The following is a 20,388-nucleotide window of genomic DNA, read 5'->3' as shown; positions in this document are numbered from 1 at the left end:
ATTCATGGCATGCCCCCCAGCAGACGCTGACGCAGTTGTTGATCCCTGGCCCGTGGATCGAGCCAGATGGCGAAGAACGCCCGTGCAAAAACGGGGTCGGCGACCGCCCGGCTGAGTTTGCCATCGACGTAGAAACGGCAGCCCTGCCCCGGTATGTACAAGCCGGTGATGCGCATCCCAGGGCGTACATCCACGAACGCCTGCTGCATGGCCTGGGACCACGCCGCGCGCCGCTGCGGCGTCACGTTTTCAGGTGCCAGGCGGTACATTTCCTCGAGGCTGGCCTGTACCAGCGTGTCCCTGGACAGGCTTCGATGATAGGCCAGCTCAAGGGCAAAAGGCCGGCTCCAGTCCTGGACCGGACCTGCCGCCCATAGCTGTGCAGTGTAAAGGCGCAAGCCAAACCAGCTGAACTCACCGACGCCCAGCCGTTGCGCTGCCGGCAGCTCCGCTCGCCAGTCCGCCGCCTCCGACAGGGCAGTCAATAGCAGGCAAAGCCAGGCCCAACGAGTTGTGTGCCCCATACTGACCTCGAGCACGTGAAATACCTGTACAATATTAGAAACTATGTACAGTTTTTTATGAGGTTGTACAACTTTTACTTGCGGGTCTCAGGGCCTTGTTTCGGCAGAGCCAGTGACAGTGGCATACCTGCGTCGGGGCCGGCAAAGGAGGCAGTTCAGTGAGCCTTATCAATGACCTTCATACCCCCGCCAACGTGCTGATTTGCGGAGCCAGCCAGGGGATCGGCCTTGCACTGTGCACACAGCTGCTGGCGCGCGACGACATCGGGCGGGTGTTTGCCGTCTCGCGACATGCCACCAGCAGCCCCGCGCTGGATGCTTTGTTCGCCGAGCACCCAAGACAGTTGGTTCGCATCGACTGCGACGCCTGTTCCGAAGTGGCACTGCAAACACTGGCGGCACGGGTGGGCGCCTGCTGCGACCAGCTGAACCTTGTACTGTGCACGCTTGGCGTGCTGCAAGAGGCACCCGCACGGGCCGAAAAAGCGCTGACACAGGTGGACATGGCTGGGCTGCTGGCCAGCTTCACGACCAACTGTTTCGCCCCTGTCCTGCTGCTCAGGCACTTGCTGCCCTTGTTGCGACAGCAACCGATGACCTATGTGGCACTGTCGGCGCGGGTCGGGTCGATCAGCGACAACCATCTTGGCGGGTGGTACAGCTATCGCGCCAGCAAGGCCGCGCTCAACCAGCTTCTGCACACTGCGAGCATCGAACTCAAGCGACTGAACCCTGCTTCCACGGTACTATTGCTGCATCCCGGGACCACCGACACCCGCCTTTCCCAACCCTTTCAGGGCAATGTACCGCCGGGAAAACTGTTCTCGCCGGCATTTGCAGCGACATGCATCCTAGCGCTGGTGAGCCGGCACGGCCCCGACCAGAGCGGTACATTCTGGGCGTGGGACGGCACACCGATTGCCTGGTGACGCCAAAGCCAGCATGGCTTGGCTTCTCTTGTCAGCTGAACACCCAGAGCACGCGGGTGGGCTTGTCGGTGAGGTTGGCGTAACGAAAACTTGCGTGGGGTTGCAGCTGAAAACTGTCACTGGCGCGCAGCGTTACCGGCTCGCCGCCATCCAGCCATACGGTCAGTTCGCCTTCGAGCACGAAGCAGCCCTGCTCCGAGCTGTCGTCCAGGTACTCCTCGCCACTGCTGGCCCCAGGCTCCAGGTGGCTGTCGAGCATGGAGAACGCGCCCGTTATCGTGGGGGATGCCAGCACATCGGTGATGCCACCGGCCAGGTGAAGGGTACGACGCTCGTGAGGGCGGGTGACCCACTCGAGTTCGCGCGGCTGGTCCAGCTTGTAGAAATAGGCCGTGGAGACGCCGAGCTCTTCGCTGATAGCCGTGAGGTCGGCCACGGTTGGGCGGGATACGCCCCGTTCGACCTGGGACAGAAAGCCCACCGAACGGCCGATGCGCTGCGCCAGTTCGCCCAGTGTCAGGCCCTTGAACTTGCGCAGGTCGCGAATCAGTACGGCCAGGCCTTCGATCTCTTCGTGCACTTTCATGGTTGAATCGCGACTTTCGGATGGGAAAATTGATGCCCTGAAAAGTACATGATTCATTTCACAAAGCAAGATTCTTCGCGGAATTGCACGAGCCGGCGAAGATATGCCTGGTCGGTTGACGCGGGCCCTTGTAGGAGCGGCCTTGTGTCGCGATGGGCTGCAAAGCAGCCCCAGGGTTTCAGCGCAGATGCACAAATTGCCGGGGCTGCTTTGCAGCCCATCGCGACACAAGGCCGCTCCTACACCTGACCGCGCAACCGGTCAGGTGGGGGCAACTGTCTCGCCCAGACGCTCAGCGAACAGCCTCGTACGTCAAGTCCAGGCACTTGCGGGCCTTCTCCACCAGTTCGTCGATCTCCTCGATGCTGATCACCAGCGGCGGCGCGATGATCATGGTGTCGCCCACGGCACGCATGATCAGCCCATTGTCGAAGCAATGCTGGCGACAGATCATGCCGACACCTTTGCCTTCATGACGCGCACGGGTGGCCTTGTCCTTCACCAGCTCGATCGCGCCGAGCATGCCCAGGCCGCGTACCTCGCCTACCAGCGGGTGGTCGGCCAGCTCGCGCAGGCGTTTTTGCAAGTACGGAGCGGTCTTGTCGTGCACCTGCTCGATGATCTTTTCATCACGCAGTATCCGCAGGTTCTCCAGGCCCACCGCAGCCGCCACCGGGTGGCCGGAATAGGTGAAGCCGTGGTTGAAGTCGCCGCCTTCGCTGATGACTTTGGCCACTTCATCTCGCACGATCACGCCGCCCATGGGGATATAGCCGGAGGTAAGGCCCTTGGCGATGGTCATCAGGTCGGGCTTGAGGTCGTAGTAGTCGCTACCGAACCACTCGCCTGTACGGCCGAAGCCGCAGATCACTTCGTCAGCGACGAAGAGGATGTCGTACCTGGCCAGGATCTCCTTCACCTTCGGCCAGTAGGTCTGCGGTGGAATGATCACCCCGCCAGCGCCCTGGATCGGTTCGGCGATGAAGGCGGCAACGTTGTCCACGCCAACTTCGAGGATCTTCTTCTCCAGCTGTTCGGCCGCCCACACGCCGAAGTCGGCCTCGGTCATGTCGCCGCCTTCGCCATACCAGTACGGCTGCGGGATATGCACGATATCCGGGATCAGCCCACCCTGCTGGTGCATCCCACTCATGCCGCCCAGGCCCGCGCCGGCCACGGTGGAGCCGTGGTAACCGTTGATGCGGCCGATGATGACCTTCTTGCTCTTCTGGCCCTTGAGCGCCCAGTAATGGCGGACCATGCGCAGCACGGTGTCGTTGCCTTCGGAGCCGGAGCCGGTGAAGAACACATGGTCCATGCCTTGCGGGGCCACATCGGCGATCGCCTTGGCCAGTTCCAGCGCGGGCGGGTGCGCGGTCTGGAAGAACAGGTTGTAGTACGGCAGCTGCTTCATCTGCTGGCTGGCGACGTCGGCCAGCTCATCGCGCCCATAGCCCACCGCCACGCACCACAGCCCGGCCATGCCATCGAGAATCTTGTGGCCTTCGCTGTCCCAGAGGTACACGCCCTTGGCCGAGGTGATGATGCGCGGGCCTTTCTCGGCCAGTTGCCGAACATCGCTGAACGGGGCCAGGTGGTGGTCGCGGCTCATGGCTTGCCAGGCGAGGGTCTGGGAATTCTGCTCACTCATTGACTTCACTCCATCAAGTTGCGCAGCCGTGCCACGCAGGTACTTTTTTGTAATTGGGAAAGATCGCTGTCAGGCGGACTTCAACAGCATCTGGCGCAATACCGAGCGATGCCGGCAGGCCTTGCCAAAGGACTGGAAGATGGTCAGGTAATGTGGGTTGTCCATGACCTGGTACTCGGGGTGCCATTGCACGGCCAGGGCAAAACCCTTGCTGTTCTCGACCGAAATCGCTTCCACCAGGCCATCGGGTGCCAGCGCCTCCACCCTCAGCCCGGGGGCCAGTACATCAATGCCCTGGCCGTGGATGGAATTGACATCGATGACCGCCGGCAAGCCCATGCGGTCGAGCATGCCGCCGGGCTCTATATGCAGGGCGTGACGCGGGCCGTATTGCTTTTCGATGGGCTCACCCTTGCTTTCGCGGTGGTCCATGAACATGCCGGTCTCATGCACCTTCTGGTGCAGGGTGCCGCCCAGCGCCACGTTCATTTCCTGGAAGCCACGGCAGATGCCGAGCACCGGCACACCGGCGGCGATGGCCGCACGCATCAGCGGCAAGGTGGTGGCATCACGCAGCGGGTCGTGATGGGTGCCCGCTGCACTGGCCGGGCCGTTGTAGTGCAACGGTTCGATGTTGGACGGCGAACCGGTGAAGATCAGCCCATCCACCACGTCGAGAATATCGGCGCTGTCCATCAGGTCTGCGAGGCTGGGTATCACGATGGGCAGCCCGCACGCTGCCTTGGCCGCCGCGCGCGCGTACTTCTCGCTGATGGTCTGGGTTGCATGCAGCTCGATCATGCTGGTGCATGCGGTAATGCCGATAACGGGCACACGTGGCATATCTTCCTCCGGCAAATCCATATTGCGCGTTGTATTGAAACGGTAGAAAGGCAGGGTGCAGCGGCGCTGCCCCAACCCCGGCACCTACAGGAACCAGCGGTATTCGCGGGCATCGATGTGGCGCATGAAGTCCAGTTGCTCCTGGTATTTGTTTTCGCAGTAGACCATCACGAATTCACTGCCCAGGCCCTCGTTCACCTCCGGGTGGTGACGCATGGCCGCCAGGGCACTGAAGGCATCCTTGGGGAACTCGATGCCGCTCTGGCGGTTGTCGTTCAGCGGGGCAATGGGCTCGACGCCACGTTCCAGGCCATGCTCCATCCCGGTCAGGATGGCCGCCAGCACCAGGTACGGGTTGGCGTCGGCACCGGCGAGGCGGTGTTCGATGCGCAGGTTGCGCGGGTCGGACTCGGGGATGCGAATACACGCATCGCGATCTTCGAAACCCCAGCTAGCCTTGCTCGCCGCGTTGACCATGGCGCCGTAACGGCGGTAGGCATTGTGGTTGGGGGCGAAGATCGGCATGCAGTGCGGCAGCAGCTCCAGGCACCCTGCCACCGCATGGCGCAGCTTGCGCTGGTCATCGCCGGCCAGGATGTTGTTGCCGGCGTTGTCGTACAGGCTGACGTGCACATGCATGCCGCTGCCCGGCGCGTCGAGGTACGGCTTGCTCATGAAGCTGGCTCGGTAGCCGTGCTTCATCGCGATCCCGCGGGTACTGCGGCAGAACAGCGCCGACCAGTCCGCAGCGCTCATGGCATCGTCGCTGTGCGAGAAGTTGATCTCGAACTGGCCTGGGCCCAGCTCCGCGGTGATGACATTCGCCGGAACGCCCTGCTCGTTGGCGCCATCGACCATCTCGTGCAGCACCGGTGCGAAACGCGACAGCCGCTCGATGTGCATGTTCGGCTGGTCGTCGTGGTCGTCGGTCGCCTTGTCGCGTGGGTACTGTGGCAGGCCGTTGTCGAGCTTGCGGTCGAACAGGTAGAACTCCAGCTCGAAGGCCACCACCGGGCGAATGCCGCGCCTGGCCAGGCGCTGGATCACCCGGGCCAGCACTTCACGGGGCTCGAACTCGATGGGCTTGGCAGTGCCGTCGGAGGTGATGAGCATCTGCGCGATCGGTTCCTTTTCCCAGCGCACCGGCTTGAGGGTACCCGGCACCAGGCGGCGTGCGGCATCCGGGTCGCCGTCGGCGAAGCAGTAGTCACCGATCGGGTAGAGGCCACCCTGGGTGCCCAGCAGCACGCAGTTCTGCGGCAACTTCAGCGGCGCGCCGGCTGCGACTTTTTCCAGCATGTCCATGGGGTAGCGCTTGCCGTAGAAGTGCCCGGGAATATCCAGCGCAATCAGGTCGACATAACGTATTTCTGGGTGCTGCGCTCGGAACGAGCGCACTTCAGTCAGCAGATCCGGAAAGACGACACTCATCTTCTTGTCCTTGTGAGGTGAACGAATTCAGTTGAAGACCCAGAGCACGCGGGTGGTTTTTTCCGTCAGATTGGCGTAACGGAACTGCGCGTGGGGGTGCAGCTGGAAGCAGTCGTTGGCCTGCAGGGTCACGGCGTCGCCGTGGTCCAGCCAGACCGTGAGTTCGCCTTCGAGCACGAAACAGCCCTGCTCGGAACGGTCAGTCAGGTACAGCTCGCCACTGCTGGCGCCTGGCTCGAGATGGCTGTCGAGCATGGAGAACGCGCCGCCGATGGTGGGCGAAGCCAGCACATCGGTAATGCCCGACTCGAGGTACAGCGTGCGCCGCTCGTGGGGGCGCGTGACCCAGCTGACGCTGCGCGGCTTGCTCAGGTTGTAGAAGTACGCGGTGGATACGCCGAGCGCTTCACTGATGGCGGTGAGGTCGGCCACGGTAGGGCGCGAAACACCGCGCTCGACCTGGGACAGGAAGCCGACCGAGCGGTTGATGCGCTCGGCCAGTTCGCCCAGGGTCAGGTTCTTGAATTTGCGCAGGTCGTGAATAAGGATCGCGAGGGCTTCAACCTCTTCGTGCATCTTCATCGTTTGAGACTGCCGTGAAATTTTTAGAGTTATTTTTCATGAAAAATTACATGAAAAATTTCACGAGTCAAGCCGAAGCTGAAAATGGGAAGCCGCGATTGGAGGTGGGGGGCAACAAGTAGCGAAGAGGCGTAACGAGAAAGGTACCTTGAAGCCCTCAGGAAGCGAGGGCCTGCGAACGCTGCCGTACCGGCATTTCATAGCGGTGCGGTTGCTGCCAGGCCAGCTGTGCCTGGACATCGACCGCCGCATCCATCACTTTCTGCGCCCAGTTCTCATCCTTGGGGCACACCACCACCACGCGAAAACCGTGGTCGACGCCTTCCAGCCGCACGCCCTCGGAATCATCGACATGCAGGTCGATATCGAAGGCCGACGGCAACTTCGAGGGCGCATTCTCAAGCCCGTTCACTGCCAGGATATGCTGGTGCCGGTCACTGTTGACCACGCCATCGACGCGGATACCGTAGAGCATCAACCAACGGCGGATGTAGGACGGCGTGCGCCCCGACGAGGTGTAGATCCAGATGCTGCAACCCTGGCGGCGCAGGTCGCGGATCAGCGAGCGCGTGCCACTGCGCAGGGGTTCACCCAACCAGCGGTGGACGAACGCCGGCAGCTTGCTGTGCTCGGCGGCGGCGTGGTCGGCCTGGCAGGCTAGCGTGTCGTCGATATCGAACGAAATGCGTACCTGCGGGCGATTGAACGTACGCTCGAGGGCTTGCCGCCCGCGCTGGAACAGAGAAGGGCTTTGCATCAGCGGCACCTCTCGCGCGCAGGCATGGATGTGCCGCCCAGGAAGAACTTGCCGGGCTCGGGCGCGTGCGCTTCAAGGAAAGCTGCATACTTTTTCTTGATCTTGGGAAGTTCGTACAAAGCCTTGACCCCATGCTTGGCGGAGTTGCGTATGACCGAGGACGGGTTGAAGTAACCCTCGGCGTTGTCCAGCGACAGCACGAATGGTGGTAGCCCCGCGCGCATCAGCAAGTAGCTGACAATGAGCGACCCTGTGCGGTTGTTGCCTTCGATGAACAGCTGCGGCTTGCTGAGAATTCGAACGTAGACACCCGCCGCACGCTTCCAGATCGAGTCGCTGCCATACGAGCAATACCAGTTGTAGAGGTCCTTGATGCCGCCCTCAACATTGTTGAAAAAGTGCGCCTCGGTCGCCGCCAGGTGCGGGGCAAATTCCAGCCTGCGTGCCGGGTCGCTGCCGCACAGCACGGTGGCATTGATCTCCAGCATCAGGTTCAGCTGCTGCAGGTCGAAAAGGTCGACACCCCGGGCGACATAGTCGTCAATCAGGGCATAGCCTTCAACCACATTCAGCAGCACCTCGTCGGTGAATGGGTCCCGCGGTTCGGTGAAATGCTGGCTGAGTTCGGCAAAGCGGGCCTGCACCTCACGCAGTGCGCGCTCTACCGCTGGCAGATCAAGACGACGCGTCGCTGGCATTGGAAATCCCTGGTAACACTTGGCGGAAGGTAATGCGGCCGGGTGTTGCAGCCTTCCTGACTGCAACACCCGGCCACCTTGGCAGGTACGGCCTCAGCTGAACTTGCCGCTGATGTAGTCAGCGGTCAGCTGTTCACGCGGGTTCTGGAAAATCTGCGTGGTCGGGCCCATCTCGACCAGGTAACCGGTACGGGTGCCCTTGGAGATGTCGACCGAGAAGAACGCGGTGGTGTCGGCCACACGAATCGCCTGCTGCATGTTGTGGGTCACCAGGGCGATGGTGTAGTCCTTCTTCAACTCGACCATCAGCTCCTCCACCCGGCGGGTGGCAATCGGGTCGAGTGCCGAGCAGGGTTCGTCCAGCAGCAGCACTTCCGGCTCGGTGGCGATGGCGCGGGCGATGCACAGACGCTGTTGCTGGCCGCCGGACAGGGCCAGGCCGCTGACCTTGAGCTTGTCCTTCACCTCGTCCCACAGCGCGGCACCCTGCAGTGCGTGCTTGACGCGGTCGCCGATATCGCCCTTGTAGCGGTTCAGGCGCAGGCCGAAGGCGACGTTGTCGAAGATGCTCATCGAGAACGGGTTGGGCTGCTGGAACACCATACCGATGTAGCGGCGCACCACCACAGGGTCGACGCCCTTGCCGTAGACATCCTGGCCCAGGAAGTGCACATGGCCTTCGAAACGGAAGCCCTTCACCAGATCGTTCATGCGGTTGAGGCTGCGCAGCACGGTACTCTTGCCGCAGCCGGAAGGCCCGATGAAACCGGTGATCTCGTTCTTGCGGATCGGCACATGGCTGTCGCGAACGGCCATGAAATTGCCGTAGAAGATCTTGTCCAGCTTGCAGTCCATGACGATGGGGGCTTCGCTGACCACGGGAGCGGCTTTTGGCGCAGTGGATACGTTCAAGGTCGGATGCTCCCTTTCTCAATACTTGGGCTTGCCGAATACTCGGCTCAGAATGTTGATTACCAGCACGATCATCACCAGTACCAGCGAGGCCGCCCAGGCGAGCTCGAGCTGGTTGTCGAATGGCATGCCGGAGAAGTTGTAGATCAGTACGGCCAGCGAGGCCGTCGGGTTCATGACTGCCAGGTCGCCGTCATGCAGGATCCAGTAGTTGCTGAACAGCGCGGTGAACAGCAGCGGCGCGGTCTCGCCGGCGGCACGGGCCACGGCCAGCATGACGCCGGTCAGGATCGCCGGCAGGCCGGTGGGCAGGACGATTTTCCAGATCACCTGGGCACGGGTGCAGCCCATGCCGTAGGCTGCATCCTTCATGATCTTGGGCACCATCTTCATCGACTCTTCAGCGGTCAGCACGACGATGGGCAGCATCAGTACCGCCAGGGCCACACCACCTGCCGGCGCGGAGTAGGTGCCGGTGGTCATCACCACCAGGGCGTAGGCGAACACGCCGGCCAGGATCGACGGCAGGCCGGTGAGCATCTTGGCGGCGAAGCGCGCGGCGTTGGCCAGCTTGCTGTCCGGGCCGAGTTCGGCCAGGAACACCGCGGCCAGGATACCGACCGGTACGGCGATGGCGGCAGCAATGCCGACCATGACGAAAGTACCGGCCATGGCGTTGCCAAAGCCCCCGCCCATCTCGAAGCCGGTGGGTGGCAGCTCGGTGAACACCTCAAGGTTGAGGCGTGCGCCGCCGCGGGTGATCAGCATGTACAGCACGGAAATCAGCGGCACGCTGGCCACCAGCGCCGCGAACCATGCCAGCGTGGTCAATACCAGGCTGCGCAGGGAACGGCCTTCCAGCTTGCGCTGCAGGCTGGGCAACGCGTTTGCAGGGGTGGTGAGGTTGGTCATCATTTGTTACCCCGCTGGGCGTAGAGCATGATCATCGAGCCGAGCACGTTCACCGCCAGGGTGATGAACATCAATACCAGTGCCGCGTACATCAGCACCTCGATCTCGTTCGGGCCGGCCTCCGGGAAGTTCAGGGCCAGCAAGGCCGCCAGCGTGTTGGCCGGGGCGAACAAGGAGAGGGAAATGTTGTTGGCGTTACCCACCAGCATGGCCAGCGCCATGGTTTCACCCAGCGCACGGCCCAGGCCGAGCACGAGCGAACCGAAGATGCCGGTGGCTGCCGATGGCACCATTACCTTGAGGATGGCCTCCCAATGGGTGGCGCCCAGGCCGTAGGCGGCCTGCTTGGTCTTCATCGGCACGCTGGTCAGGGCGTCCTGCGAAACGGCGGCGATGGTCGGCAGAATCATGATCGCCAGTACCAGCGCGGCAGGCAGCAGCCCTGGGCCGCTCAGGGAAGTACCAAAAAAGGGAATCCAGCCCAGCTCGCTGTTCAGCCAGGTGGTCAGCGGGCGAATGGCCGGGATGACCACATAGATCCCCCACAGGCCGTAGACGACGCTGGGGATGGCAGCGAGCAGCTCGACGATGGTGCGGAACACCGCCGCCAGCCGGGCCGGGAGGAAGTCCTGGGTCAGGAAAATGGCCATGCTGACGCCGAAGAAACCGGCGATCAACAGAGCGATCAGGGCGCTGTAAAGCGTGCCCCAGATCGCTGGCAGAATACCGTACTTGCCTTGGTTGACGTCCCAGACACTGCCGAACAGCACGTCAAAGCCGTGCTTCTCGATGCCTGGCAGTGCCTTGCGGCCCACTTCGTAGACCAGCGCGAAGACCAGCGCCAGCACCAGCACCACACCGATGCGTGCAAGCGCACGGAAGGTGCGATCAACCAGGAAGTCTTTCGCAGACGGTGGCTGGCACGCGGAGTCGGGGTTAGCCGGGATGGCAAAAGGAGTGTTCATTGGCAAGTTCCGGGACAGAGGGCAAACACACCCGGCATGGCCGCCAGACCACACCGGGAGCGCCTGGGCGTGTTACTGGATGTTGGCGGACGCTTTGCGTACCTGATCGACAACCGACGCTGGCAGCGGGATGTAGCCCATCGAGTCGGCGATCTTCTGGCCTTCGGTCAGGCTGTATTCGACCATTTCGCGCATGGCCTTGGCCTTGGCCGGGTTACCGTTGTCCTTGCGGAAGATCATCCAGGTGTAGGAGGTGATCGGGTAGGACTTGGCACCGTCAGGGTCAGGCAGCCAGGCCACCAGGTTCTCCGGCATCTGCACCGCAGCCAGCGCCTCGGCACCGCTCTCGGCGTTCGGCACGACATATTGGCCGGCCTTGTTCTGCAGCTGGGCGAAGTCGACCTTGGCCAGCTTGGCGAAGCCGTATTCGATGTAGCCGATGGCGCCTGGGGTCTGGCGGACGGTGGCGGTTACGCCGTCGTTCTTCGGCGACTTGATGAACTTGTCGCTGGCCGGCCAGTTGACGGTGTTGCCTTCACCCAGCGCTTGCTTGAAGTCAGCGTTGATGGCCGACAGGTGCTTGGTGAATACCGCAGTGGTACCACTGGAGTCGGCACGCACGACCACGGTGATCGGGGTAGCTGGCAGTTTCAGCTCAGGGTTGGCCGCGACGATCTGCGGGTCGTTCCACTGGGTGATCTTGCCGAGGAAGATGTTGGAGTACACATCGCGCGGCAGCTTCAGCCCTTTAGGGTTGCCCGGCAGGTTGTAAGCCAGGACGATTTCACCGGCGGTCATTGGCAGCAACTGCACGCCCTCGCCGACCTTGGCGATTTCTTCGGCTTTCATTGCCGAGTCGCTGGCGGCGAAGTCGACGGTCTTGTTCAGAAAGTCCTGAACACCCGCCCCGCTCCCCTTGGACTGGTAGTCAACGGTGACACCGTCGGTTTCCTTGCTGAAGGCCTTGAACCAGGTCAGGTAGATCGGTGCCGGGAAGCTGGCGCCGGAACCGGTCAGGCGGACGTTCTCTGCGGCGAAGGATGCCGAAGTGGCGCAAAGCGAAACGGCAACGGCGAGTGCAGCAGACTTCATCAGGCGTATCATCGAAAAGCGCTCCGTGTGATGGCCGGCACACTTTGCAGCAGCAATGTTACAGCTTTGTGACCAATGAATGGCAAGCCGCACGGTAGAGCCGTCTGGCGGCGCCATCACGGCAACATCAGTGAGCAGAGCTCTGGACGGGTTCCTGTCTCAACCCTAAGGCCTCGATGTGTCGGTTGAATGACTGTTTCGAGTGGGCGACAGGTTTCCTGGCACCGCTGGTCGATTACCGGGCACTCGGGCGTTGCCGCGGCATTCAACCGTTCATGCAAACCAAGACGGGAGTGAATGCCATGCCACGCGGCGACAAGGACAAATACACCGACAAGCAGAAGCGCAAGGCCGAACATATCGAGGAAAGCTACGAGCACAAAGGCGTGCCGAAAGACCAGGCCGAAGCGCGCGCCTGGGCCACCGTCAACAAACAGTCCGGGGGTGGCGAGAAGAAAGGCGGCTCGGGCAAGGCCACCTCTTCCAGCGAGAAGAAAACTGCCCGCTCGGACTCGGCCAAACGGGCGGCGAAGTCACGCCAGGGTCATTCCCGCACATCGGGCAGTTCCCTGGAAACCCAGAGCAAGCAGAGCCTGATGAAGGAAGCGCGCAGCAAAGACATCAAGGGGCGCTCCACCATGACCAAGGCGCAATTGGTGGAAGCGCTCAAACACGCATGACACAAGCCCCCGGCCCGGCGAATGCAACGCGGTGCATGGCACCGGCTACGCCGGTGTTCGCGGGCACGCCCGCTCCCACACCGACCCGTGCAGGCTTCACGATCCATGGGCAAGGCCATGGCCTCTACAGGAATGGCGCCAACCCTGGGCCAGACGCGATCCCTGTGGGAGCGGGTTTACCCGCGAAGAATGCAACGCGGTGCATGGCACCGGCTACGCCGGTGTTCGCGGGCTAGCCCGCTCCCACAGGGACCGCGCACGTCTCAAAAAATTGAGCAAGTCAGTTGCGCCCACCTGGACCGCATCGCACTCAAGTTCCGCAAAGCTTCAACTGCATCAACCAATCCCGGCGATATCCGCCGCATCGGCATCCCGGCAACTGTTGCGGGACGCGCATACGAACTCCGCCTCGGCGCGTGTCGGGTAGTTGAAGGTCAGGCGCAGCTTTTCTTGTGTGTCATAAAGGTCATAACCCTCCCCTAACGTCGCGGGAAAGCCAAGACTACGCGGGTAAATCTCTTTCTTGAGCGGCACAGCGGGAACCACAACAAAGCGCGTCTGCATGTTCATCCCCCTCCCGGCAGTCTCTTAGTATTAGTACCGCTAAGGGAAAGCATCAAGGTGACTCATACAAACAATCGCAACGCCGTGGTTACCCGCGAAAAGGCTGGGGCATCGCTACAGCGTAAACAACAGCTCCTGGCCAAGATACCTGGCGCTAACCTGATGCCCTGTTTCGTTCAGGTCGAATGGCTGGCACATGGCCCCTGTAGTCACCACATCGCCTGCCTTCAGGGTCTGGCCACGTTCGGCGGCATGCGCATATAGGTGGGCCAGCGATGCCAACGGGTCGGTCGCCGCATCGCCAGACAAGCCCCGCGCCCGCAACTGGCCGTCTACGTATACCTCGGTGGTTTCGGCCAGGTCAGCCAGCAACGGCACATCGATGCCTGCTGCCAGGCTGTTGCCTATCACCAGCGCTTCAAACCCAACGTTGTCCGCCACGAAGCTTGGCCACCCAACAATCTTGCGATCGACGAAGCGCGAGCGCACCACTTCGAAGGTGACACAGGTAGCGCGAATATCTTCGCTGGCCGGCACCCGCCCAACCTGGGGTGGAATATCGCGATCCAGCACGAAGGCGACCTCGCATTCGATGGTTACCGGCGTAACGGCCGGCAACCGAATGTGCACACCACCAGCATGACAGCGCCCCGCCTCCAACTGGCCAATCAAGGGCCGGGACAAATTGGCCGCCCGCATGGCTGCGGGGCTGCCGACACCCAGCTTCCACCCGGCACGCTGGCCTGCGGCGGCCGCAAACAACTCGTCCTGGCTGTCATAGCCCTGTTTCAACGTCTCGGGTTTGAGGCTGGCGGGCAGTTCCGCCAGCAGCTCACCGCTAAGCCAGTGCTGCAGCAACAATGCCGCGGTACGCTGGGGAATGAAGAGCGAATTGTTCATCAAGACCTCGTGATTGATGGGCGATGGCGGGCAACAGATGCTAGAGCGTGGCATTGATAAGGATAAATAAATTGTCATGATGCCTGGCATCACAAACCGTTATGACCCTGCCTGACGCAATCCCGTGTAGGAGCGGCCTTGTGTCGCGATGGGCCGCAAAGCGGCCCCCGGCAATGTGTGCATTTGCGCTGAAACCCCGGGGCCGCGTTGCGGCCCATCGCGACACAAGGCCGCTCCTACAGGATTACCTGTCAGCAGACACTGGCTGCTTCAGCAGCAATACGTAGGCCATCGCCGCCACCGCCGCGACCGCCGCACTGATCAGGAACGCCGAGGCAAACGACCCGGTCTGCGGTGGAGCTGGCCATGTTCACGCTGAACAACGCGCAGCACAGCAGGGCCACGCTGAGCATGAAGCCGCTGCCGAACAGCGCGGGGTCGTGATGCGAGCGGCCCTGGCTACTACACCGGCAGCTCGGTGGTCAGCTTGATCTTCTCCATCGGCACTTCGGTCTTGACGTTCTGCACCACGCTCAGGCTGGTCAGGTGCGCGATCTGAAAGCGCCGATAGGCCTCCAGGTCCGCCGCCACCACCCGCAACAGCAAGTCGCAGTCACCCGCCATCACATGGCACTCCACCACTTCGGGCAACTGGCGCACCGCCTCGACGAACTCGTCGGTGGTTTCCTGGTCCTGGCGCTTGAGCCACACCCGCACGAACAGGGTCAGACCCAGCGCCACCTTGGCCGGGTCCACCAGCGCCACGTAGCGCTCGATCACCCCGGCCTCTTCCAGCAGGCGCACCCGCCTGAGGCACGGCGAGGCAGACAGCCCAACCTGTTTGGCCAGTTCCTGGTTCTGTAGCCTGCCATCGCGCTGCAGTGCTCGCAGGATACGTCGATCGATAGCGTCGAGCTTGATTGGCATTGAAGAACCTCAAATTGCCAGTTGCCAGTAGCAGATGCCAAATCTTCCAAGCTCCGGTGCAACTACGCAAGCCAATTCCAGCAATACATTGGAATAATTTACCTCCACTGGAGGTGCCCATGAATACCCTTGAACCTGTACTGAACGATCCCCCCACCGCCACGCCGGAAAGCGAACTGCGTCGTGGCGCCACGGCCGCCTTGCCGGTGCTGCTGGGTTTCATCCCCTTCGCCCTGGTGCTCGGCGCCCAGGCTTCCCGGCAGCAGCTCGCGGCAGGCGAAGTGGCGCTGATGACCGGGCTCAACTTCGGCGGTGGCTCGGAGTTCGCCGCCATCGAGCTATGGACCTCGCCGCCGGCGGTCCTGGTGATTGTCGCCATGACCCTGCTGGTCAACAGCCGCCACCTGCTGATGGGCGCGACCCTGGCGCCGTACCTGCGCCACCTGCCGTTGCCAAAAGCGCTCGGTGCCTTGTTCTTCATGTGCGATGAGAGCTGGGCCATGGGCCTGGCCGATGCGCGCCAGCGCGGTAGTTTCAGCCTGCGCTACTTCATGGGGGTGTCGCTGTGCCTGTGGGTGACCTGGGTCGGCTTCACCAGCCTTGGCGCGCAGGTCGGGCCGTTGCTTGGCGATTTGCGCAGCTATGGCTTCGACATGGCCTTCGCCGCCGTCTTCCTGGTGCTGCTCAAAGGCATGTGGAAAGGCGTGCACGCCGCCCTGCCCTGGCTGTTCAGCCTGGTCACCGCGGCGCTGTTCTACCTGCTGATCCCCGGCGGATGGTACGTGCTCGCGGGCACCGTGGCTGGCCTGGTCAGCGCTTACCTGTGGGCCAAGCCATGATCGACGTCGCTACGCTGGTCACCATTGTGGGCATGGCGGTGGCCACCTACCTCACCCGTGCGCTGGGCTTTCTGCTGTTGCGCAACCGAACGCCAGGGCCGCAACTGACCCAGGTGCTGAACGCCGCGCCCGGCTGCGTACTGATCGCCGTGATCGCGCCCAAGTTCGTTTCCGGCCATCCGGCCGACCTGATTGCGCTGGGGCTTACCGTGTATGCGGCTTCGCGGTATTCCATCCTGCCGGTGGTGGTGTTTGCCATTGTCGTGACGGGGGTGTTGCGGGGGCTGTTGCCAGGGTGACTCACCTGGACATGGATGCGGTCAACTCAAGAGCGGTGACGGTACTCACCTCGTCACCCTCACTCCATTGACGCAAATCAAGCCGCCGCCCCTGGTTCGCGCGACGATGGCTGTCAGCAAGGAACGAATCGAAAACCGCCATGCGCATTGTGCTCAAGGCCATCGCCATCGATCACCGTGCGCGGCTTTGGACAAGGAGCCCCACATGAGCCCGCTGAACCACGTACTGGTAGCCACCGACCTGTCCACGTCTGCCCGCAACGCGGCAGAACGCGCTGCGTACCTGAGCAAGGAGCAACAGGCATCGCTGGACCTGCTGTACGTTGCCAACCCGGCCCCCTTCGAGCGCCTGAAACAGCTGGTGGCACCGGGTGACGACCTGCTGAAACGCGTGCTGGATACCGCAGGCGAAAAAATTCGCGCACTGGCTGCAATGCTGTTCCAGCGCCATGACATCGCCGCTGGCGTGCAGGTCGCGCACGGCTCGGTGACCACGGAAATCACCCGTGTGGTGCAGGATAAACGCAGCGACCTGCTGGTGTGCGGGGCGAAGGGCCAGAGCGTGGCGCGGCGCCTGCTGCTGGGCTCCACTGTGCAAAAGATGCTGAACCGCATGCCCTGCCCTTTGCTGGTGGTCAAGCAGGCGCCACGCGATGCGTACCGGACCTTGCTGGTTGCAGTTGATTTTTCGCCTTCGTCACTGCGCTCCATCGAACTGGCAAAAGCCATTGCCCCACAGGCCGAGATCATTCTGTTGCATGTGTACGAGGCGCCGTTCGAAGGCAGCATGCGCTTCGCCCACATCGACCATGACACGCTTGCACACTACCGCAATGTCATCCGCAAGGATGCGGTGAAGCAGCTCGCGGCCTTGAGCGAAACCGCCGGAGTGGCAGATGCTCGGCAGATCGTGGTGCATGGCGACCCTGGCTGGCGGATTGCCGAGCAGGAACAGGAGCTGGAATGCGACCTGATCGTGGTTGGCAAGCAAGGGGAAAGCGCGCTTGAAGAACTGCTGATAGGCAGCGTCACCAAGCATGTGCTTAACGAATCCCAATGCGATGTGCTGGTGTCGCCATAGGATGCAGGTGATGTGGAGGACGCTTGCGTGTCCTCCACCGAAGCCCGCGCCATCTACCGCGGCGCCTGCTTCGCGGGCTCGCCCGCTCCCACATGGATCGCGCTGGCCTTCAGGTTGTGGGCACGACTGTTGCGCCCTCAGTTTTTTTCTGGCTTCAAGCGCCACGCAAAACCTGTGGGAGCGGGTTCACCCGCGAACACGGGCGAAGCCCGTGCCATCCACCACGGCGCCTGCTTCGCGGGTCAGACCGGAACTGACAACCCGACCTTGACCTTGTCCAGGACAATCAGCGTCCGATAGGTCAGGATGTCCTCGTTATCCGCAAAATGCAGCCTGACCAGCTTTTCGAAATGCGCCACATCACGGGCAAGCATGACGATGATGAACGAAACCCCGCCGTTGACGAAGTAACACTGCTGTATCTCCTCGACATTGGCGAAGTACCGCTTGGCGCGGTCCATCACCAGGGATCGGTCGTCCCGCAAGCGCGATTCGACAATGGCGGTAATCATCTGGCCGACACTCTCCGGGGCGATCACCGCAGTGTTGGCGACGATCATCTCGCTTGCCTCCATTTGGGCGATACGCCGCTGTACAGCAGGCGTGGACAGGCCGATTTCCTCGGCAATCGCTCGCTGGGAGGTTTTGTTGTCGCGCTGAAGCAGCCGCAGAATCGCATGATCGAAGCCGTCAAGCGGGCGGCTGGTGGAGTCACTCATTTTCGGGTTCCAAAGAAAGCAGTTCGCTCATCAGGGGGCTATTTTCACAGCAATTCCTTCGAACGCCGAGCCCTAAAATTGCGTCTCGTATGTCGCTGGAGACGAGCGTGGACTCGAAAAGTGTTGGAGCATTCGCTCCTGTCGGCGCTGCCATCGCCGGCCTGGTGTCTGTGCAGACCGGTGCTGCCTTGGCCAAGACCCTGTTCCCACTGGTCGGCCCAGAGGGCGTGGCCGCACTGCGCCTAGGCCTGTCAGCCGTGATCCTGCTGGCCGTGTTGCGGCCCTGGCGCATCTGGCAGCAGGCGAACATGCTTCACCTGCTGGGCTACGGCGTGATGATGGGGCTGATGAATCTGCTTATCTATCGGGCATTTCTCTACATCCCGGTTGGTATCGCGGTGTCCATCGAGGTGATCGGCCCTCTGGGGGCTGCCTTGTTGTCTTCCCGACGCCGAATCGACCTGCTCTGGATTGCCTTGTCGGTCGCCGGCCTCACCTTGCTGCCCTGGGGTACGGATAGCCATGGCCTGGACCCGCGCGGGGTGTTGTACTCGCTCGCCGCTGCACTGGCCTGGGGGCTGTATGTGATGCTCGGCAGCAAGGTGGCGGTTCACGGCAAGCAGGCGGTCGCCACCGGGATGCTGTTCGCAGCGCTGCTGGGGGTACCACTTGGCGTTGACCAGGCAGGTACCGACCTGCTGGCGCCCTGGGTGCTCACGGTAGGCCTGGGCGTCGCTCTGCTCTCCAGCACCGTGCCCTTCCTGCTCGACATGTATGCGATGCGGCACCTGCCGCCGAGCATCTTTGGCGTGCTGCTCAGCGCTTCACCCGCCGCCGGGGCCATAGCCGGCTGGCTGATCCTCAATGAGGTGCTGACGCTGCTCCAGTGGCTGGGCATTGCAGCGATTGCCCTGGCCTGCGCAGGCGCTGCGCTGGTTGGCCAGCGCCGCTGAACGCTTGCTTGCGGAACCTGCAGCATTACTCTCCCTCCAACAGCGGGCGCTCTGCGCAAGGCGTTTCATCGATTGCGCTGATGATTACTATCGAGCGACCCGCATGTTGGCCTGGCAAAAGCGCCCCCTATAATCGCCAGCAAATTTCCCCCGCTCCTTGCGCCTGCTTCAGGCGACATCCCTCTCTTGGAATCCAATACCATGCCAAGTGCCAGCCAGGCCCCTAGCGGCCTCCCCGAACATGATCAACAAAGCGTCAGCCAGCAGTGGCTGGCAATCCTTTCGGTCGCCGTCGGCGCCTTCGCCCTGGTGACCAGCGAATTCCTGCCGGTGGGTGTACTCAACGATGTCGCCAGCGACCTCGGCATCAGTGCAGGCCACGCCGGCCTGATGGTTACCCTGCCCGGCATCATGGCCGCCCTCGCCGCCCCGCTACTGTCGGTGGGCATTGGCGCCCTGGACCGTCGCTACCTGCTGATCGGCCTGACGCTGATCATGATCATCGCCAACTCGGTGGTGGCCTACGCCAGTGACTTCAACCTGCTGCTGTTCGGCCGCGTGCTGCTGGGCGTGAGTATCGGCGGCTTCTGGGCGACGGCCATTGCCCTCAGCGGCCGCCTGGCGCCCAAGGGCGTGGGCGTAGCCCAGGCCACCTCGATCATCATGGTCGGTGTAACCCTGGCCACCGTGCTGGGCGTGCCGGTAGGCACCTGGTTGAGCGGCCTGATGGGCTGGCGCATGACCTTTCTGGTAACCGCGCTACTGGGCGTACCGGTGCTGCTGGCGCAGATCCTGTTGCTCCCGCGGCTCAACCCGGACAAGGCCATTCGCATCAGCGACCTGCCGGCCCTGTTCATCAACCCACAGGCGCGGGTTGGCCTGATTGCCGTGTTGCTGATTGGCCTGGCGCACTTTGCCGCGTACACCTATGTCGCGCCCTTCTTCAAACAAAGCTCCGGCTTCGATGGGCCGACCATTGGGTCGTTGCTGCTGCTTTATGGCGTGGCCGGGGTATTCGGCAATATCTTCGCCGGTTTCGCCGCCAACCGCAGCGTACGTCACACCCTGCTGCTGGTAGCGTTGATGATCGGCACCAGCACTGCCCTGTTCCCTCATTTCGCCACCGGCATGACCGGTGCAGCGATGCTGATCGGGTTGTGGGGCTTCGCCTTCGGCGCGTTCCCGGCCTGCGCCAGTATCTGGATGTTCGTCGTCGCGCCCAAGGATGTCGAACGCGGCATGCCGCTGTTCGTCGCCATGTTCCAGGTGATCATTGCGCTGGGCTCGTTCTTCGGCGGGCGGATCGTCGACCAGCTGGGCAGCTCGGTGCTGCTGAGCCTGGCCACGGCCCTGGTGGGCTGCGGTTTCGCTACGGTGCTGGTGCTGGGGCGTAATGTCAGCAACAGCCTGGCGGCGCAACCTGGCTGAGCAGCCCATCGCCGGCCAGCCAGCTCCTGCAGGGACCGCGTAATTCTTGAAGTCTGCGCTGTACCTGTGGGAGCTGGCTTGCCGGCGATGGGCCGCAAAGCGGCCCCGAATTGCCT

23 protein-coding genes and 1 pseudogene are annotated in these 20,388 nt (G+C 62.5%); 7 read left to right on the top strand and 17 right to left on the bottom strand.

Annotated elements, in window-relative coordinates; all coding sequences use genetic code 11:
* Window positions 1–2: 2 nt before the first annotated feature.
* On the bottom strand, window positions 3–524 hold the full coding sequence (locus ABIB24_RS00785) for a chalcone isomerase family protein (RefSeq protein ID WP_137164271.1): 522 nt from the start codon (window positions 522–524) through the stop codon (window positions 3–5).
* A gap of 158 nt (window positions 525–682) precedes the next feature.
* On the opposite strand from ABIB24_RS00785, the gene ABIB24_RS00780 reads away from it, so the two are divergent.
* Window positions 683–1,453: an SDR family NAD(P)-dependent oxidoreductase gene (locus tag ABIB24_RS00780; RefSeq protein WP_137164272.1), complete on the top strand. Its 771-nt coding sequence runs from the start codon at window positions 683–685 to the stop codon at window positions 1,451–1,453.
* Window positions 1,454–1,484: 31 nt separating this feature from the next.
* Here ABIB24_RS00780 and ABIB24_RS00775 read toward each other — a convergent pair whose 3' ends face one another.
* From ABIB24_RS00775 to pstS, 11 genes are all read right to left on the bottom strand, one after another.
* Window positions 1,485–2,039, bottom strand: a complete 555-nt coding sequence (locus tag ABIB24_RS00775; protein ID WP_025339569.1) for a helix-turn-helix domain-containing protein — start codon at window positions 2,037–2,039, stop codon at window positions 1,485–1,487.
* Between the two features lie 292 nt (window positions 2,040–2,331).
* A complete protein-coding gene (locus tag ABIB24_RS00770) occupies window positions 2,332–3,690 on the bottom strand; it encodes an aspartate aminotransferase family protein (RefSeq protein WP_137164273.1) in 1,359 nt (452 codons plus the stop codon).
* Window positions 3,691–3,759: 69 nt separating this feature from the next.
* Window positions 3,760–4,533: a gamma-glutamyl-gamma-aminobutyrate hydrolase family protein gene (locus ABIB24_RS00765; protein ID WP_025339571.1), complete on the bottom strand. Its 774-nt coding sequence runs from the start codon at window positions 4,531–4,533 to the stop codon at window positions 3,760–3,762.
* An 84-nt stretch (window positions 4,534–4,617) separates the two neighbouring features.
* On the bottom strand, window positions 4,618–5,964 hold the full coding sequence (locus ABIB24_RS00760; RefSeq protein ID WP_061550788.1) for a glutamine synthetase family protein: 1,347 nt from the start codon (window positions 5,962–5,964) through the stop codon (window positions 4,618–4,620).
* Between the two features lie 27 nt (window positions 5,965–5,991).
* The gene (locus tag ABIB24_RS00755) at window positions 5,992–6,546 is read right to left on the bottom strand and encodes a helix-turn-helix domain-containing protein (RefSeq protein ID WP_013972148.1); all 555 of its coding nucleotides are present in this window, start codon (window positions 6,544–6,546) and stop codon (window positions 5,992–5,994) included.
* A 157-nt stretch (window positions 6,547–6,703) separates the two neighbouring features.
* Window positions 6,704–7,303 carry a hypothetical protein gene (locus tag ABIB24_RS00750; protein WP_137164274.1) on the bottom strand — a complete coding sequence of 200 codons (600 nt, stop codon included), beginning with the start codon at window positions 7,301–7,303 and terminating at the stop codon, window positions 6,704–6,706.
* Window positions 7,303–8,001: a hypothetical protein gene (locus ABIB24_RS00745; RefSeq protein WP_085588069.1), complete on the bottom strand. Its 699-nt coding sequence runs from the start codon at window positions 7,999–8,001 to the stop codon at window positions 7,303–7,305. The genes ABIB24_RS00750 and ABIB24_RS00745 overlap by 1 nt, the downstream gene beginning before the upstream one ends.
* Before the next feature lie 93 nt (window positions 8,002–8,094).
* Entirely contained in the window at window positions 8,095–8,856 is a 762-nt protein-coding gene (gene pstB, locus ABIB24_RS00740) for a phosphate ABC transporter ATP-binding protein PstB (RefSeq protein ID WP_031324478.1), read from the bottom strand.
* 75 nt (window positions 8,857–8,931) lie between these two features.
* On the bottom strand, window positions 8,932–9,825 hold the full coding sequence (gene pstA / locus ABIB24_RS00735; protein ID WP_024086822.1) for a phosphate ABC transporter permease PstA: 894 nt from the start codon (window positions 9,823–9,825) through the stop codon (window positions 8,932–8,934).
* A complete protein-coding gene (pstC, locus tag ABIB24_RS00730; protein ID WP_023661148.1) occupies window positions 9,825–10,790 on the bottom strand; it encodes a phosphate ABC transporter permease subunit PstC in 966 nt (321 codons plus the stop codon). The genes pstA and pstC overlap by 1 nt, the downstream gene beginning before the upstream one ends.
* Before the next feature lie 72 nt (window positions 10,791–10,862).
* A complete protein-coding gene (gene pstS, locus ABIB24_RS00725) occupies window positions 10,863–11,894 on the bottom strand; it encodes a phosphate ABC transporter substrate-binding protein PstS (RefSeq protein ID WP_025339575.1) in 1,032 nt (343 codons plus the stop codon).
* Window positions 11,895–12,184: 290 nt separating this feature from the next.
* Between pstS and ABIB24_RS00720 the strand changes: the two genes are divergently transcribed.
* Window positions 12,185–12,562, top strand: a complete 378-nt coding sequence (locus ABIB24_RS00720; protein WP_025339576.1) for a hypothetical protein — start codon at window positions 12,185–12,187, stop codon at window positions 12,560–12,562.
* Between the two features lie 336 nt (window positions 12,563–12,898).
* On the opposite strand, the gene ABIB24_RS00715 is transcribed toward ABIB24_RS00720, so the two are convergent.
* The 4 genes and pseudogenes from ABIB24_RS00715 to ABIB24_RS00700 all read right to left on the bottom strand — a co-directional run bounded on the left by ABIB24_RS00715 (window position 12,899) and on the right by ABIB24_RS00700 (window position 14,953).
* Entirely contained in the window at window positions 12,899–13,132 is a 234-nt protein-coding gene (locus ABIB24_RS00715; protein WP_085588058.1) for a hypothetical protein, read from the bottom strand.
* Window positions 13,133–13,240: 108 nt separating this feature from the next.
* Window positions 13,241–14,026: a 2-keto-4-pentenoate hydratase gene (locus tag ABIB24_RS00710; RefSeq protein ID WP_085663352.1), complete on the bottom strand. Its 786-nt coding sequence runs from the start codon at window positions 14,024–14,026 to the stop codon at window positions 13,241–13,243.
* 244 nt (window positions 14,027–14,270) lie between these two features.
* Window positions 14,271–14,463: pseudogene (locus ABIB24_RS00705) on the bottom strand (MFS transporter); the annotation flags it as partial.
* A gap of 25 nt (window positions 14,464–14,488) precedes the next feature.
* Window positions 14,489–14,953, bottom strand: coding sequence for an Lrp/AsnC family transcriptional regulator (locus tag ABIB24_RS00700; RefSeq protein WP_081742284.1), 465 nt, complete (start codon window positions 14,951–14,953; stop codon window positions 14,489–14,491).
* Between the two features lie 119 nt (window positions 14,954–15,072).
* Here ABIB24_RS00700 and ABIB24_RS00695 point away from each other — a divergent pair, with 119 nt between their 5' ends.
* The 3 genes from ABIB24_RS00695 to ABIB24_RS00685 all read left to right on the top strand — a co-directional run bounded on the left by ABIB24_RS00695 (window position 15,073) and on the right by ABIB24_RS00685 (window position 17,172).
* Window positions 15,073–15,792: an AzlC family ABC transporter permease gene (locus ABIB24_RS00695; RefSeq protein ID WP_274119987.1), complete on the top strand. Its 720-nt coding sequence runs from the start codon at window positions 15,073–15,075 to the stop codon at window positions 15,790–15,792.
* Window positions 15,789–16,091, top strand: coding sequence for an AzlD family protein (locus ABIB24_RS00690; RefSeq protein WP_025339581.1), 303 nt, complete (start codon window positions 15,789–15,791; stop codon window positions 16,089–16,091). Before ABIB24_RS00695 ends, ABIB24_RS00690 begins: the two co-directional genes overlap by 4 nt.
* Window positions 16,092–16,296: 205 nt before the next feature.
* Window positions 16,297–17,172 carry a universal stress protein gene (locus ABIB24_RS00685; protein WP_354315979.1) on the top strand — a complete coding sequence of 292 codons (876 nt, stop codon included), beginning with the start codon at window positions 16,297–16,299 and terminating at the stop codon, window positions 17,170–17,172.
* 242 nt (window positions 17,173–17,414) lie between these two features.
* Here ABIB24_RS00685 and ABIB24_RS00680 read toward each other — a convergent pair whose 3' ends face one another.
* Window positions 17,415–17,891: an Lrp/AsnC family transcriptional regulator gene (locus tag ABIB24_RS00680; RefSeq protein WP_274078533.1), complete on the bottom strand. Its 477-nt coding sequence runs from the start codon at window positions 17,889–17,891 to the stop codon at window positions 17,415–17,417.
* 107 nt (window positions 17,892–17,998) lie between these two features.
* On the opposite strand from ABIB24_RS00680, the gene ABIB24_RS00675 reads away from it, so the two are divergent.
* Together ABIB24_RS00675 and ABIB24_RS00670 are read left to right on the top strand one after the other, a co-directional pair.
* Window positions 17,999–18,844: an EamA family transporter gene (locus tag ABIB24_RS00675; RefSeq protein WP_025339584.1), complete on the top strand. Its 846-nt coding sequence runs from the start codon at window positions 17,999–18,001 to the stop codon at window positions 18,842–18,844.
* Window positions 18,845–19,045: 201 nt separating this feature from the next.
* On the top strand, window positions 19,046–20,272 hold the full coding sequence (locus tag ABIB24_RS00670; RefSeq protein WP_137164280.1) for an MFS transporter: 1,227 nt from the start codon (window positions 19,046–19,048) through the stop codon (window positions 20,270–20,272).
* The last annotated feature ends 116 nt before the right edge of the window (window positions 20,273–20,388 follow it).

Source organism: Pseudomonas sp. UYEF17, from assembly GCF_040546125.1.
In the GTDB taxonomy this organism is placed as follows: Bacteria; Pseudomonadota; Gammaproteobacteria; order Pseudomonadales; family Pseudomonadaceae; genus Aquipseudomonas; species Aquipseudomonas putida_Z.
Note: the sequence above shows the minus strand (reverse complement) of the source record. Positions and strands in the feature narration are given on the sequence as shown.

Excerpts from the sequence above, each read along its gene's own strand:
- ABIB24_RS00785 (WP_137164271.1), bottom strand. The coding sequence starts at position 524 with ATGGGGCACACAACTCGTTGGGCCTGGCTTTGCCTGCTATTGACTGCC.
- ABIB24_RS00775 (WP_025339569.1), bottom strand. The coding sequence starts at position 2,039 with ATGAAAGTGCACGAAGAGATCGAAGGCCTGGCCGTACTGATTCGCGAC.
- ABIB24_RS00770 (WP_137164273.1), bottom strand. The coding sequence starts at position 3,690 with ATGAGTGAGCAGAATTCCCAGACCCTCGCCTGGCAAGCCATGAGCCGC.
- ABIB24_RS00765 (WP_025339571.1), bottom strand. The coding sequence starts at position 4,533 with ATGCCACGTGTGCCCGTTATCGGCATTACCGCATGCACCAGCATGATC.
- ABIB24_RS00760 (WP_061550788.1), bottom strand. The coding sequence starts at position 5,964 with ATGAGTGTCGTCTTTCCGGATCTGCTGACTGAAGTGCGCTCGTTCCGA.
- ABIB24_RS00755 (WP_013972148.1), bottom strand. The coding sequence starts at position 6,546 with ATGAAGATGCACGAAGAGGTTGAAGCCCTCGCGATCCTTATTCACGAC.
- ABIB24_RS00750 (WP_137164274.1), bottom strand. The coding sequence starts at position 7,303 with ATGCAAAGCCCTTCTCTGTTCCAGCGCGGGCGGCAAGCCCTCGAGCGT.
- ABIB24_RS00745 (WP_085588069.1), bottom strand. The coding sequence starts at position 8,001 with ATGCCAGCGACGCGTCGTCTTGATCTGCCAGCGGTAGAGCGCGCACTG.
- pstB (WP_031324478.1), bottom strand. The coding sequence starts at position 8,856 with ATGGACTGCAAGCTGGACAAGATCTTCTACGGCAATTTCATGGCCGTT.
- pstA (WP_024086822.1), bottom strand. The coding sequence starts at position 9,825 with ATGACCAACCTCACCACCCCTGCAAACGCGTTGCCCAGCCTGCAGCGC.
- pstC (WP_023661148.1), bottom strand. The coding sequence starts at position 10,790 with ATGAACACTCCTTTTGCCATCCCGGCTAACCCCGACTCCGCGTGCCAG.
- pstS (WP_025339575.1), bottom strand. The coding sequence starts at position 11,894 with ATGATACGCCTGATGAAGTCTGCTGCACTCGCCGTTGCCGTTTCGCTT.
- ABIB24_RS00720 (WP_025339576.1), top strand. The coding sequence starts at position 12,185 with ATGCCACGCGGCGACAAGGACAAATACACCGACAAGCAGAAGCGCAAG.
- ABIB24_RS00715 (WP_085588058.1), bottom strand. The coding sequence starts at position 13,132 with ATGAACATGCAGACGCGCTTTGTTGTGGTTCCCGCTGTGCCGCTCAAG.
- ABIB24_RS00710 (WP_085663352.1), bottom strand. The coding sequence starts at position 14,026 with ATGAACAATTCGCTCTTCATTCCCCAGCGTACCGCGGCATTGTTGCTG.
- ABIB24_RS00700 (WP_081742284.1), bottom strand. The coding sequence starts at position 14,953 with ATGCCAATCAAGCTCGACGCTATCGATCGACGTATCCTGCGAGCACTG.
- ABIB24_RS00695 (WP_274119987.1), top strand. The coding sequence starts at position 15,073 with ATGAATACCCTTGAACCTGTACTGAACGATCCCCCCACCGCCACGCCG.
- ABIB24_RS00690 (WP_025339581.1), top strand. The coding sequence starts at position 15,789 with ATGATCGACGTCGCTACGCTGGTCACCATTGTGGGCATGGCGGTGGCC.
- ABIB24_RS00685 (WP_354315979.1), top strand. The coding sequence starts at position 16,297 with ATGAGCCCGCTGAACCACGTACTGGTAGCCACCGACCTGTCCACGTCT.
- ABIB24_RS00680 (WP_274078533.1), bottom strand. The coding sequence starts at position 17,891 with ATGAGTGACTCCACCAGCCGCCCGCTTGACGGCTTCGATCATGCGATT.
- ABIB24_RS00670 (WP_137164280.1), top strand. The coding sequence starts at position 19,046 with ATGCCAAGTGCCAGCCAGGCCCCTAGCGGCCTCCCCGAACATGATCAA.